The sequence below is a fragment of the Krasilnikovia sp. M28-CT-15 genome (assembly GCF_047159595.1).
Taxonomy (GTDB): domain Bacteria; phylum Actinomycetota; class Actinomycetes; order Mycobacteriales; family Micromonosporaceae; genus Actinoplanes.
Map to the genome: position 1 here is coordinate 3,091,946 of NZ_BAAGAK010000001.1, position 13,130 is coordinate 3,105,075.

Genomic DNA, 13,130 nt, shown 5'->3' on the forward strand with positions numbered 1-13,130 from the left:
TGCTCCCGGTCATCCGCGGGTGGTGGCCGGCACGATCCGGAAGTCGCGCTGGAACACCAGGTTGTGCAGGTCTGCCGCGACGATGGCGCGCAGGGTGGGGATCTGGTCGGACGCGTCGGCGGCGGAGAACACGTTCATCGGCCAGTCGCGTACGGTGACGCCGCGCAGGTGGGGATGGTGGAAGCCGCGGCCGTAGTGCGCGATGAGGCCCAGTGCGGGCAGCCCGGTGGCCCGTTGCTCCGGCCAGCTCAGCGTCCATTGTGCGGACATGCCGTCGGCATCGGTCCGGACGCCGGTCGCCGCGACCAGGCCGCTGCCGAGCAGCAGGAACCGGTTGGCCTCGTCGAGCACCTGCCGGGCGGCGGGATCGAGCAGCTCCACCGCGGTGGTGAACAGCCGTTCCTTCCCGGCCCGGTCGGCAGCCGTGCCGTGGGTTCCGTCCCGCAGGTCGGCGAAGTGGCGCAGCAACGCCTCGTAGGGGTGGGTGCGTGCATGCGTTCCGGTCATGAGAACGTCCTTTGCCGTGGTGGGAGGGTGACGCCGGTCTGCTTCGCGAACGCCTGGGCCAGGGCCCGGCCCAGACAGGACCGCAGCGAGGGAACGCCGCGACGGGTCAGGCGGGCCGGGACGGGTTCCAGGAACGCGCCGTGTGCCGTCCGGGGCAGCTCGAGGTAGCGCACGGGCACGCCGGCGGCCTGCAACCGGCTCCGGTAGTCGCGGACGTCGTCGATGACGGGATCCAGCTCGCCGACCGCGATGATCGCCGGGGCGGCGCCTGTGAGGTCGGCGGCCGCCATCGGGGTGCTGTACAGCCCGCCGGAATCGTCCGGGCGTTCCCCCCGGTAGCCACGCCAGGCGGCGGTGAGCGCACCAGCGGAGGGGAACGCGCAGGGATCACGGTGGTAGGAGTCCGCCCGGCACTGCGGGTCGATCGGCGGATACGCGAGAACCTGGGCCGCGAGGTGCCCGCCCCGGTCCCGCAGGACCAGGGCGGCGCACGCGGCAATGGTGCCGCCCGCGCTGTCGCCGCCGACCGCGACCTCGGTGGCCTCACTCGCGGCCTGCTCCTGCGCCCAGGCCACGGCGGTGAGGAAGTCTTCGAGCGCCGCGGGATGCGGGTGCTCGGGGGCGAGGCGGTAGTCCACGCTGACCACGGTCGTTCCCGCGACGACGGCGAGGTCGGCGCAGGCATGGTGCCAGGTCAGTGCGGACCCGTGATGCCAGCTCCCGCCGTGGGCCCACACCGTCCAGCCGTTGCGGGGGCCGGTGGGCCGCAGGATGCGGACGGGCACGTCCGCTCCTGGGCCGCTCACCCGGGTCGTGTACCAGCTGACGTCACACGTGCCGGACCTGCGCGGTTCGCGGCGGACGGAGTGGTCGGACATGCCCATGTCAGTTCCCGGTCACCGGCGCGGTGACGGGCCGGGGGGAGCGCAGGAAGATCGACACGGCGATCGCGGTGGCCGCGCAGAGCGCCGCGTTGACGCCGATGGCGGTCCGGATGGCGGTGAGGATGGTCTCGGGGGTCTCGGCGCCGAGCGAGGCGAGGGTGGCTCCCACGATCGCGGACATCACGGGGATGCCCATGGTGATGCCGATCTGCTGACTCATGGTCGCCAGCCCGGCCGCGAGACCCTGCTCGTGGTCGGGCAGCCCGGAGGTCGCGGTGACCATGAACCCCACGATGGCGACGAGGTTGGCGACGCCGCCGACGAACGTGGCGACCAGCAGCAGCGGCATCCAGCCGCGGGAGTCGCCGAGGAAGACCAGCACGAGCGTCGCGGCGGTCTGCACGGCCATGCCGAGCGCCAGGGCCCGCGGCGGGTTGCCGAGGCGGGCGATCACCTTGGGCCCGAGGATGCCACCGAGCACGGTGCCGAGGCCGAGTACCGCGAACGACAGCCCGGCGGTCAGGGGCGAGAACCCGAGGACCTCCTGAAGGTACAGAGTGAGCAGGAAGACGAGGGACGTTTCGGTGGCGAACGCCAGGACGCCGGCGCCGTTGCCCCAGGCGACGCTGCGTTTGCGCAGGATGCGTACCGGCACCAGCGGCTCGGCGACGCGGCGCTCGATGCTGACGAACGCCAGCAGCAGCACGATGCCGCCGACGAGGCTGGCCCAGGTGCGGATGTCCGTCCAGCCGTGTTCGCCGGCGCTGGTGAGGCCGTACACGACGGCCAGCAGGCCGGTGGAGACCGTCACCGCGCCCGGCACGTCCAGGCGGGGACGCTGTTCGGTCCGGTTCTCGCGCAGCACCGCAGGCGCGACCACCAGCACGGCGACGGCGACGGCGACGTTGATGAAGAACGCCCAGCGCCAGCTCAGCAGGTCGGTGACGACGCCGCCCAGGATGGCGCCGGTGGTGAAGCCGGCGGCCATCAGCGCGCCGTTGAGGCCGAGTGCCCGTTCCCGCAGTGATCCTTCCGGGAACGACGTGGTCAGCAACGACAGCGCGGCGGGGGTGACCGCGGCGGTGGCCAGGCCTTGCGCCACCCGGGCGGTGAGCAGGAGGGCCGGGTCGGTGGCCAGGCCGCCGGCCAGCGAGGAGATCCCGAGCAGGGCGATCCCGGCCAGGAACAGCCGGCGCCGGCCGAAGATGTCGGCGACGCGGCCGAACAGCAGGGTGAACCCGGCCGCGCAGAGCGCGAAGGAGGTGGCGATCCACTGCAGGTCCGACAGGGCGAAGCCGACCTCCGCGCCGATCACCGGCAGGGCGACGTTGAGAATGGAGAAGTCCACGGCCAGGGTGAAGCTCGCCGTCAGCAGGACGGCCAGGATGAGGCGGTCACGGCCGCTTATACTGGTGGTCCGCCTCTGGTCGCCGACCTCGGTGACCGAGTCCATGCGTGTCAACGTGATGACCTCCACTTCGTCCAGGGGGGGGTGGCGGTGCCGTCCGCCGGAGAACACTGTCGACCTGCGCGGGTATGGACAGCCAGACCACTGCGCGGGCTACGCGGAGCCAGACTGGTACTGGCAGGGACAGGCAGCGGACGACATCGATGGGCATGCTGGGACCATGCACAGTGACCACGGGGGTCGGGGCGAGCTGGCAGACTTTCTTCGAAGTCGTCGTGCCCGGTTGCGGCCAGAGGATGTCGGATTGGTTTCGTACGGGGCACGCCGGGTGCCCGGGCTGCGGCGGGAGGAGCTCGCGCAGCTGGCCGGTGTCAGTCCCATCTACTACACGCGCCTGGAGCAGGGGCAGAGCACCAACGCGTCCGAATCGGTGATCGAGGCCATCGCCCGTGCGCTCGCACTCTCCGAGGATGAGCGCACCTATCTCCATGAGCTGGCCCGGCCTCGTCCGGCGAAGCGGCGCCGCGCGCAACGGGCCGAGGCGGCGCGCCCCGGCGTCGAGAAGCTGATCACCGCCATGAAGGACGTACCGGCCATCGTGCTGGGGCGACGCAGCGAGGTGCTGGCGTGGAACGATCTCGGCCACCTGCTCTTCGCCGGCCACTACGACCGTGGCGCACCGCGCCGCGCGGCCGATCGGCCGAACCTGACGCGGATGCTCTTCCTCGATCCGCACACCCGGGAGCTCTACCGGCGCTGGGATGAGGAAGCCAGCCGCGCGGTCGCGTCCCTGCGGGTCGCCGCCGGGCGGTATTCCGACGACACATTCCTCACCGCTCTCATCGGTGAGCTCATCGTGAAGAGTCCGGAATTCGCGGCCTGCTGGGCAAAGCACCCGGTGCAGGTCTGCGGCGCCGGCACCAAGTATCTGCACCATCCCGTGATCGGCGACCTTGAGTTGGACTACGAGGTCCTGCACCTGCCGGAGGATGACGGGCACCGGCTGCTGACCTACACCGCCGTGCCCGGTTCGAGTCATGCTGTTGCGCTGGAGCTGCTGAAGGCGTCGGCCCAAGGGGGCGCCACGGGTGGCACCCGCCCGGTGAAAGGCGCCACGTCCGCACGCTCGGGCGCCCCAGCCGCCAGCTGAGCCTGCGCGACCGTCGCGGGCGCTGCCGGGTGAGCCCGGCCAGCCGACTCCTATTCATCCGCATGTATGGGCAGGAATGCGTCATGGATCTCCAGTTCAATGGCAGGGTTTATCTCGTCACCGGGGCGTCTGCCGGTATCGGCGCCGCAACGGTCGAATTCCTGGTGCAGCAGGGGGCAACAGCTGTCGGGGTCGCTCGTTCGCCGATTCCGGAACACATTTTCGGATCTCCGGGCATCGCGATGGATGTGACCGATCCGGCGGCACCTGATCGTATTGTCTCCGCCGTTGTCGAGCGTCACGGACGGCTGGACGGCCTGGTCAACAATGTCGGCGGTGTCGACGTTTCGGCTGGCTTTCTCGACATTTCCGAAAAGCAATGGCAGGCGACGTTCGACCTCAATTTCCATGCTCTCGTGAGGATGTCCAGGGCGGCCCTGCCCTCGTTGTTGCAGAGCGGTGGAAGCCTGGTGCACGTCGCCAGCGAGGCGGCGCGCTTCCCGGATCCTTCGATTCTCGACTATGCCGCGGCGAAAACGGCCGTACTCGCGGTGTCCAAGGGGCTGGCGGCGGAATTCGGTCCCCAGGGGGTCCGCTCCAACGTGGTCCTGCCGGGACCGACGCGGACCCGTCTGTGGGACGCTCCGGGTGGTTTCGCCGATCAGCTCGCCGAGCAGTTCTCGCTCCCTGTCGAAGAGGCCGTGGAGCATTTCGTGCGCGATGTGCGTCGGCTGCCCACCGGCAGGCTCGGCACGGCGCGGGAGGTCGCTCAGGTCATCGGCTACCTGCTCTCGCCACTGGCGGCGCAGGTGACCGGCGCGGAATGGTCGGTGGATGGCGGCGCACTGCGTCAGTTGTAACGACAACCAGGACAATCGGTTCGGACATTCGTCACCGGCGGCCCATGGCTGCCAGTGACGATTTCGTTCGCCGGACTCCGGTCGGTACGACCAGGCAACAAGTAATACGATCTTTTCATTTGTGGCCTTCCTCACCGATCTCCGCTGATAGATCGGTTGACCACAGTGGACAGATTCTGTCAGGGTTTTAACAGCCAGCTCGCACCTCAATTTCCCACGCATTCTGGGCGCCGTCAACCGGCACGTCCGCGATGTGGTGGCGCAGTTCGAATCCGCATTTCGATGGGGGAGAGACGATCGTGATCGAATCGAATCGGCGTGTATTTCTGACCGGGACCGCAGCGGTCGGCGCGGCCGTGCTGGGCGGCGAACTGCTCACCCCGGCGCCCGCCACCGCGGCGGGCGCGACGGCGCCGCGCGGCGACGTCATCACCGCTCGGGATCCTCGCTACGCCGACCTGACCACCGGCAACAACCAGCGCTTCGTCGCCCGGCCGGACTACGTCAAGATGATCCGGTCGACACCGGACGCCGTCCGCGCCGTTCAGGACGCCGTGGACAGCGGTAAGCGCATCTCGGTCCGCAGCGGCGGCCACTGCTTCTCCGACTTCGTCTGCAACGACCAGGTGGAGGTCATCCTCGACCTGTCCGAGCTGGTCGCCGTGGGATACGACCCGGCCCTGCGGGCCTTCTTCGTCGACCCCGGGGCCCGCCTGATGAACGTCTACGAGTCCCTCTACAAGGGCTGGGGGGTGACGGTCCCCGGCGGCATCTGTTACAGCGTCGGCGCCGGAGGGCACATCGCCGGCGGTGGATACGGCCTGCTGTCGCGAGCGCACGGGCTGGTGGTGGACCACCTCTACGCCGTCGAGGTCGTCGTCGTCGACCGCGCCGGGAAGGCTCGGGCGGTCCGCGCCACGCGGGAGGCCGACGACCCCAACCGCGAACTGTGGTGGGCGCACACCGGTGGCGGGGGCGGCAACTTCGGCGTGGTCACCCGGTACTGGTTCCGTTCCCCGGGGGCGAAGGGCCACGAGCCGTCGGCGCAGCTGGTGGCCGCACCGTCCGAAGTACTGGTCAGCGCGGTGGAGTTCCCCTGGGATCAGCTCGACGAGAGCAGGTTCGTCCGCCTCGTGCGCAACTTCGGCGAGTGGCATGCCCGCAACAGCTCCCCGGACTCGCCGTACGCGCCGCTGAGCAGCCTGTTCAACGTGAGTCACCGGGCACACGGCAGCCTCGGCATGTTCACCCAGATCGACGCCGCCGTACCGGGCGCCGCCGACCTGCTGGACGACTATCTGCGCGCCATCACCGCGGGGGTCGGCGTGACCCCCCAGCCCGCGGTGCGGCCGATGGGCGAGCTGCCCGCGCTGCCGGAGTTCGTCACCCCGCGCCGGTTGCCCTGGCTGCAGGCCACGCGCCTGGTCGGCACCAACAATCCGACCATCACCAACCCGACCTCGCGGGGCGTGCACAAGTCGGCGTACATGAAGCAGAACTTCACCGACGCGCAGGCCCGCACGCTGTTCCGGCACATGACCCGCGACGATTTCCACAACCCCGACACCATGCTGGTGCTGTTCTCGTTCGGCGGGAAGGTGAACGCGGTCGACGCCGGCGCGACCGCCAACGCCCAGCGCAGCTCGATCTTCAAGATGTGCTTCCAGACGTTCTGGCCGGACCCGGCCGACGACGCCTTCTACGTCGGCTGGGCACGGGACATCTACCAGGAATTCTTCGCCACCACGGGCGGGGTTCCGGTCCCGGGCGAGGCCTACGAGGGCTGCTACATCAACTACCCGGACAACGACGTCGCCGACCCGGCGCACAACTCCTCGGGCGTGCCGTGGCCGCTGCTCTACTACCGCGGGAACTACCCGCGCCTGCAACAGGCGAAGCGGAAGTGGGACCCGCGGAACATCTTCCGCCACACGCTGTCCATTCAGCCCTGACGACATGTCGTGCCGCCCGTCCACCAAATCAGTTGCTCGCCCTGACGGGAGAAACCCATGCAGAAGACGGTCGCCGTCGTTCTCGGAACGCGGCCCGAAGCAATCAAGGTCGCCCCGGTGATCCGCGCGATGCGCGACGACCCACGGTTCCACCCGGTCGTGGTGTCCACCGGCCAGCACCGGCAGATGCTCGACGAAACGTTGCAGGTCTTCGGGATCACCCCGGACGTGGACCTGGACATCATGGCGCCGCGGCAGTCGCTGTCCGAGGTGACCTACCGGGTCATCCAGGGACTGGTGGGGCTGCTGCCCGACCTCGCCCCGGACGCCGTCATGGTGCACGGGGACACCGCCACCACCCTCGCCGGGGCGATCTCCGGGCATCAGCACCGGATCCCCGTCATCCACGTGGAGGCGGGACTACGCAGCGGTGACGCCCACTCGCCCTTTCCGGAGGAGTCCAACCGGCGCCTCGTCGGCCAGATCGCCGCGCTGCACCTGGCACCGACTCCCGGCAACGCCGCCAACCTGATCCGCGAAGGCATCGACGAGTCCACGATCGTCGTCACCGGCAACACCGTCATCGACGCCCTGCGCTGGTCGGCCGAGTTGGCCCCGGCGGACGGGATGGACGAGCCGCTGCTCGACCTCGACCGTGAGCCGGGCTGGGTGGTGCTGGCCTCCGCGCATCGGCGCGAATCCTGGGGCAAGCCATTGCCCGAGATCGCCAAAGCCCTGTGCGACGTGGCGGACATCGAGGACGTACGGGTCGTCGTGCCGCTGCACCGCAACCCGGTGGTGCGCGACGTGATGCTGCCCATCATCGGCGAGCACCCGCACATCACGGTCGTCGACCCGTTGCCGTACCTGCAGTTCTGCCGTCTCATGCGGCGCAGCGACATCATCGTCTCGGACAGCAGCGGCGCGGAGGAGGAGGGACCGGCCCTCGGCAAGCCCACCCTCGTGCTGCGGGACGTCACCGAGCGCCCGGAGGCTGTCCGCGCGGGCACGGCCCGGCTGGTGGGCCGTACCCGGGCCGGAATCGTGCGCGAGGTGACGCGGCTGATCAACGACCCGGTCGCCTACGCCGGGATGGCGGAGGCCGTCAACCCCTACGGCGACGGCTACGCCACCGAGCGCGTGCTGGACGCCATGGGGCACTTCTTCGGCATGGGGCCGGCCGCCGCTCCGTTCATCTCGGGACTGCACCGCGCCGGGCTGAGCCCGGTCAGCTCCCTGGCCCACGTCGCGTGACCTCGACCCACCGCACACCACGAGACAGGAGAACGCGCTCATGACCGTTTCGGTCGCCGGACAATTCCCGAAGCCGGAGTTCACCGCAGAGGTCGTCGCCGATCAGTTGCGCGACGGGTACTGGCTCGAGGCCGCCGACGTCGACGGTGACGGGCTGCCGGACCTCATCGGCTGCGGTCTCACCCTCGGCGAGATCGCCTGGTACCGCAACGACGACTGGGCCCGCAACCTCGCCGTCAACAAGGTGCACATGCCGGTCGGGCTGGACGTCGCCGACCTCACCGGCACCGGCACCCCCGACATCATCGCCTGCTACGAGCTCTACGGGCCCGGCGGCACGATCCACCATCCCAATGCCGAGGGCGGCAAGATCGACTGGCTGGAGCATCCCGGCCCCGAGGGACTGCGGGAGGGCAGGACCTGGCAGCGGCACTACATCGGCAACACGGTCGGCATGCACCGGCTGCGCGTCGGCCACTTCACCCGGACCGACCGGTGGGAGATCATCGGGTTGCCCATCGTCGCCATGGAGGGCGTCCACGCGCTGCTGCCGGTGGTGATGTTCACGCAGCCGGAGGATCCCCGCTCGGCCGGGCCCTGGCCGATGACCGTCATCGACGACACGCACTTCCGAATGATCCACGGTGCCACCCGCAAGTCCGGGCTGATCCCAGACTCGGACCTGGACTCGCTGCTGCTCGCCTCCGACGAGGGCGTGACGTGGCTCTACTTCGACCAGGCCACGCAGGCCTGGCGGCGTGAGCTGATCGGCACGGGCGAGCTCGGCGTGTTCGAGCGGACCGGGTTCAAAGGCAGCGGGGATGTCGACTCCGGGCGGGTCGGCGACGACCCGATGGCCTACGTCGCCGCGATCGAGCCGTACCACGGCAACAGCGTGGCGGTGTACGTACGCGACGGCGCTGCGGAAGACCCCGGTGACGGCGGGCCGGGCTGGCGCCGGGTGCTGCTCGATGTCTTCGGGGAACCGAACGAGAACGGCGAAGGCACCGGTCATTCCGTGCTGTGCGCCGATTTCGACGGTGACGGCGACGACGAGTTCCTCATCGGACTGCGCGGTCCGGCGCCGTGGCAGGGCGTCTTCCTGTACAAGGCGATCGACGTCCACAACGGCGCCTTCCTGAAATGGCGGATCGCCACCGAATCCGCGGCACGGGTCATCGCCGCGGACTTCAACGGCGACGGGACGCACGACTTCGCCACGATCGCCTACAAGGTGCCGCATTACTACGAGGCGCCCGACGCGAAGCTCATGGTCTACCGCAACGGGCTCGGCAAGCCGACGCAGAAGTAGCCGGACCGGTGGCGGTGCCGTACCCGCCCGCGGCCACCGCCACCTCCGGCGCGAAAGGATCGACATGTCCTCCCACAACCGGATCACCACCCTGCCGTTCTCCGGCCGCCACGTCGAAGCGCGGGTCGTCACCGACGTGCACGACCTCCCGCTCACCGGCCGGGTCATCGTGGTCAACCTCGACACCGCGCCCGCGTACCTCGACCGCCTGCCGCGGACGCCGATACCGGCGTTCTCGTCGACCATCGCGGTCGACAGCACGCTCGCACACGCCGGAGCGGTGGCCCTGCTCCGGGTGCTCGGCGAGCAGCCGATTGCCCGCATCACGGACGAGCCTGGCTGGCAGCACTTCACCGACATCGCCGGACCGGACGCCTTTCCCCGCACGACCCCTCTGTACCGGTCGGCGCAGGCCGACGTGGGCACGGTCCGCTTCGACCCGCACGTCACTCTCGGCTCGACCCACCCGGACAGCCGCCCCCGCGACTTCACCGTGCGGCTCATGCTCTGGTACGCCCCGCCGGACACCGGCTGCGGCATCCACAACAGGCACGCGTTCATCGAGACGCATGCACAGATCATCGGCAACGGGCGCATGCAGAAGTTCGCCGACCGGGAACCCACAAGCCTCTACGAGGACGTGCTCATGAGTCCCGGATACGCGACACCCGTGCCGTTCTGCGGGATCGGGCCGGACACCACGTTCACCTACCCGTGGCACCAGTACCACGCGGACACCGACTGCGTCTGGCTCGCCGTCGAATATCACCTTGCCGACTGAGCACGTCGATCACCCGCCGAGGAGAAGCACCCATGCCCCTGGCCCTGCTGGCGTTGGCGATCAGCGCGTTCGGCATCGGTACCACCGAGTTCGTCATCATGGGCCTGCTGCCCGAGGTGGCCACCGATCTGCACGTCAGCATCCCGGTGGCGGGCAGCCTGGTGTCCGGGTACGCGCTGGGTGTGGTCGCCGGGGCCCCCGTGCTCGCACTGGCGGCGTCCCGGGTCAACCGGCGTCATGCCCTGGCCGGGCTGATGCTGCTGTTCGTTGCGGGCAACCTGCTGTGTGCGGTGGCGTCGAACTATCCGGTGCTGATGACCGGCCGGGTGGTGGCGGCGCTGTGCCATGGCGCGTTCTTCGGCATCGGCTCGGTACTCGCGGCCGACCTGGTCGCGCCGCACCGGCGGGCCAGCGCCATCGCCCTGATGTTCAGTGGGTTGACGCTGGCCAACGTGCTCGGCGTGCCGCTCGGCACTGCGCTCGGGCAGCGGTTCGGGTGGCGCTCCACGTTCTGGGCGGTCACCGCCATCGGGGTGGTCAGCCTGGTCGGCCTGCTCTTGTTCGTCCCGGCTGACGCGGTGTCGCGCCGGGAGACCGTACGCGCGCAACTGGCGCCGCTACGTCGCGTCGAGGTCTGGCTCGCCCTGGCCACCACCGTGCTCGGGTTCGGCGGGCTGTTCGCGTCCTTCACCTACGTGGCGCCGATGATGACCGAGGTCGCGGGCTTCGCACCGGGCACGGTGACGTGGCTGCTCGTCCTGTTCGGCGCGGGTCTGTGCATCGGCAACGTGGTGGGCGGCCGGCTCGCCGACCGCTTCCCGGCCCGGTCGTTGCTTGTGCTGCTGGCACTTCTCTGCGGGGTGCTTGTCGCGTACCGGTTCACCGTCGCCTCCCAGGCGGGCGCGGCGTTCACGCTGTTCCTGCTCGGCGTGGTCGGGTTCGCGACGGTTCCAGGACTGCAGATGCGAGTGATCGCGGAGGCCGGTGGCGCGACGACTCTCGCGGCCGCCGTCAACATCGCGGCCTTCAACCTCGGCAACGCCGTCGGCGCGTACCTCGGCGGTGTGGTCATCGACGCCCGCCTCGGCTACGCCGCCCCGAACCTCGCCGGCGCCGCACTCGCCGCCGGCGGCCTGATCTTGTGCGCCGTCGGTGTCCAGCGCAGCGCGCGCACCACGGTACGGGACGCCGCGGCGGACCCGGCCGCGCACCCGACGGTTGCCGCCTGACCGTCGTCCCGTACCGCCCGGATCGTTCACTCGGAAAGGCCGTCACCCATGCCCGAAAACCGCCGACCGGCGGAGCAGCTCCGGTCGCGCCTGCCATCGCTCACCGGCTTGCGCTTCTTCGCGGCGTTGCTCGTCTTCTGCTTCCACGTCACCTTGGCCAATTCGCCCATCCCGCCGAACAAGCCGATCAACCCCTTCGCGGATCCGGCCCTCGCCGACGCCACGGCGTGGCTGTTCAGCAAGGCGGGCTACGTCGGTGTGTCGTTCTTCTTCGTGCTCAGCGGCTTCGTGCTGACCTGGTCGTCGCGCGAGGGGGAGCGTGCTAGGCCGTTCTGGCGGCGGCGGCTACTGAAGATCTTCCCCAACCACCTGGTCATGTGGTCCGCCTCGATGCTGCTGTTCGCCGCCGCCATCACGCCCTGGACCGCCTGGCTGCCCAACATCTTCCTGGTGCACTCGTTCTTCCCCCAGGCGGACATCTATGTCGGCGTCAACCCACCCAGCTGGACGCTCTGCTCCGAACTGCTCTTCTACCTGGCGTTCCCGTTCCTGATCCGGCCGATCCGTCGCATCCCGGTCCGGAGTCTGTGGTTCTGGGTGGCGGTCGCGGTCGCGGGCATGGTGGCGGTGGAGCTGGTCACCCAGTTCCTGATTCCCGACACCCCGCGTTCGCCGATCACGCCGGTCTCCACCACGCAGTTCTGGTTCGGATACATCTTCCCGCCGTCACGGCTGTTCGAATTCATCATCGGAGTCCTGCTCGCGCGCATCATCCTGGCAGGAAAGTGGCCCGCGGTGACCATTCCGCAAGCCCTGCTGGCCACGGCGGGCGGCTACGTGGCGGCGCTGTACGTGCCGTTCCTCTACGGCTTCACCGTGGCCACCATCGTGCCGATCGTCGCCCTGATCGGCGCGGTCGCCACCGCGGACCTGCGCGGGACGTCGCGCATGCTGGCCCGGCCCACAATGAGGTGGCTCGGGGAGGTCTCCTTCGGCTTCTACCTCTGCCAGGGTGTCACCGTGTTCTACGTGCGGCGGCTGCTCGGGCATGAGGACGGCTTCGGCACACCGGCGGCGCTCGCGGTCATCGTGCTGTTTCTCATCGTCACCCTGGCCGGTGGCTGGTTGCTGTATGCACTGGTCGAACGGCCTGCCATGCAGCGCTGGGCGCGAAGCCGGAAACCGGGGGAGGTGGCCGAGCCTGCCGTGCCCACGCCGGTCCGCTGACCCCTGCGGGTCCCTGGTCGGGCGTTGCTATCGTCCGTCGCGTGACACAGCCATCGATCGCACCGGATGGTCCGGGACGGCGGACGCGCAGCACGCCCGACGGGCTGCGGCGGCGCCGCCGAGTCTCGATAGTCGTCCTGTCGGTCGTGGGGTCCTTGGCCGCCATGTGCTGCTGCGGTGCCGGTGTGGTGCTGTTCACCGGCGGCGTCTGGCTGGACAGCATCAGCGGCGGACCCTACAAGGTCGCCGGCCGGGTCCTGGCCGCCCTGCGTGACCGTGACGCGGCAGCTGTCTACGACGTACTTTGCGCGCCGACGAAGGAACAGCACAGCCGGGAGTCGGTCGAGCAGCGGATCGCTGAGATCCCGCGGTTCACGACCTGGAAGAAGAACGGTGGCGATTCCCGGCGCAGCCACAAGCGCCCGGACGGCTTCTTTCACCACTTCGTCACGTACACCCTCTACGACGGCCGGACGGTGGTCGACAGTATCGGGCTGGACCTGGCGGATGTGGACGACGGGGTATTCACGCAGGATTGGACATTGTGCGGGGCGCCGCTCACCTGA

General features: G+C 69.6%; 12 protein-coding genes. 9 read left to right on the top strand and 3 right to left on the bottom strand.

Annotated elements, in window-relative coordinates; genetic code table 11:
• Positions 1-9: 9 nt before the first annotated feature.
• The 3 genes from ACMCNO_RS14425 to ACMCNO_RS14435 form a co-directional block, all read right to left on the bottom strand.
• A complete protein-coding gene (locus tag ACMCNO_RS14425) occupies positions 10-507 on the bottom strand; it encodes a hypothetical protein (protein ID WP_412749931.1) in 498 nt (165 codons plus the stop codon).
• Positions 504-1,292, bottom strand: a complete 789-nt coding sequence (locus ACMCNO_RS14430) for an alpha/beta hydrolase (protein WP_412749932.1) — start codon at positions 1,290-1,292, stop codon at positions 504-506. Before ACMCNO_RS14430 ends, ACMCNO_RS14425 begins: the two co-directional genes overlap by 4 nt.
• 100 nt (positions 1,293-1,392) lie before the next feature.
• A complete protein-coding gene (locus tag ACMCNO_RS14435; RefSeq protein ID WP_412749933.1) occupies positions 1,393-2,844 on the bottom strand; it encodes an MFS transporter in 1,452 nt (483 codons plus the stop codon).
• A 175-nt stretch (positions 2,845-3,019) separates the two neighbouring features.
• On the opposite strand from ACMCNO_RS14435, the gene ACMCNO_RS14440 reads away from it, so the two are divergent.
• From ACMCNO_RS14440 to ACMCNO_RS14480, 9 genes are all read left to right on the top strand, one after another.
• Entirely contained in the window at positions 3,020-3,949 is a 930-nt protein-coding gene (locus ACMCNO_RS14440; protein WP_412749934.1) for a helix-turn-helix transcriptional regulator, read from the top strand.
• A gap of 83 nt (positions 3,950-4,032) precedes the next feature.
• Positions 4,033-4,809, top strand: coding sequence for an SDR family NAD(P)-dependent oxidoreductase (locus ACMCNO_RS14445; protein ID WP_412749935.1), 777 nt, complete (start codon positions 4,033-4,035; stop codon positions 4,807-4,809).
• A 299-nt stretch (positions 4,810-5,108) separates the two neighbouring features.
• Positions 5,109-6,761: an FAD-dependent oxidoreductase gene (locus ACMCNO_RS14450; RefSeq protein ID WP_412749936.1), complete on the top strand. Its 1,653-nt coding sequence runs from the start codon at positions 5,109-5,111 to the stop codon at positions 6,759-6,761.
• 57 nt (positions 6,762-6,818) lie between these two features.
• Complete coding sequence (wecB, locus tag ACMCNO_RS14455; RefSeq protein WP_412749937.1) at positions 6,819-8,015, top strand: non-hydrolyzing UDP-N-acetylglucosamine 2-epimerase; 1,197 nt, start codon at positions 6,819-6,821, stop codon at positions 8,013-8,015.
• Between the two features lie 40 nt (positions 8,016-8,055).
• Positions 8,056-9,327, top strand: a complete 1,272-nt coding sequence (locus ACMCNO_RS14460) for an FG-GAP repeat domain-containing protein (RefSeq protein ID WP_412749938.1) — start codon at positions 8,056-8,058, stop codon at positions 9,325-9,327.
• 64 nt (positions 9,328-9,391) lie between these two features.
• Positions 9,392-10,108: a hypothetical protein gene (locus tag ACMCNO_RS14465; RefSeq protein ID WP_412749939.1), complete on the top strand. Its 717-nt coding sequence runs from the start codon at positions 9,392-9,394 to the stop codon at positions 10,106-10,108.
• 32 nt (positions 10,109-10,140) lie between these two features.
• Entirely contained in the window at positions 10,141-11,337 is a 1,197-nt protein-coding gene (locus ACMCNO_RS14470; protein WP_412749940.1) for an MFS transporter, read from the top strand.
• Between the two features lie 48 nt (positions 11,338-11,385).
• Positions 11,386-12,564, top strand: coding sequence for an acyltransferase family protein (locus tag ACMCNO_RS14475; protein ID WP_412749941.1), 1,179 nt, complete (start codon positions 11,386-11,388; stop codon positions 12,562-12,564).
• A gap of 185 nt (positions 12,565-12,749) precedes the next feature.
• Positions 12,750-13,130: a hypothetical protein gene (locus ACMCNO_RS14480; protein WP_412749942.1), complete on the top strand. Its 381-nt coding sequence runs from the start codon at positions 12,750-12,752 to the stop codon at positions 13,128-13,130.

Coding starts and splice junctions, on each gene's coding strand:
- ACMCNO_RS14425 (WP_412749931.1), bottom strand. CDS start 507: ATGACCGGAACGCATGCACGCACCCACCCCTACGAGGCGTTGCTGCGC.
- ACMCNO_RS14435 (WP_412749933.1), bottom strand. CDS start 2,844: ATGGACTCGGTCACCGAGGTCGGCGACCAGAGGCGGACCACCAGTATA.
- ACMCNO_RS14440 (WP_412749934.1), top strand. CDS start 3,020: ATGCACAGTGACCACGGGGGTCGGGGCGAGCTGGCAGACTTTCTTCGA.
- ACMCNO_RS14445 (WP_412749935.1), top strand. CDS start 4,033: ATGGATCTCCAGTTCAATGGCAGGGTTTATCTCGTCACCGGGGCGTCT.
- wecB (WP_412749937.1), top strand. CDS start 6,819: ATGCAGAAGACGGTCGCCGTCGTTCTCGGAACGCGGCCCGAAGCAATC.
- ACMCNO_RS14460 (WP_412749938.1), top strand. CDS start 8,056: ATGACCGTTTCGGTCGCCGGACAATTCCCGAAGCCGGAGTTCACCGCA.
- ACMCNO_RS14465 (WP_412749939.1), top strand. CDS start 9,392: ATGTCCTCCCACAACCGGATCACCACCCTGCCGTTCTCCGGCCGCCAC.
- ACMCNO_RS14470 (WP_412749940.1), top strand. CDS start 10,141: ATGCCCCTGGCCCTGCTGGCGTTGGCGATCAGCGCGTTCGGCATCGGT.
- ACMCNO_RS14475 (WP_412749941.1), top strand. CDS start 11,386: ATGCCCGAAAACCGCCGACCGGCGGAGCAGCTCCGGTCGCGCCTGCCA.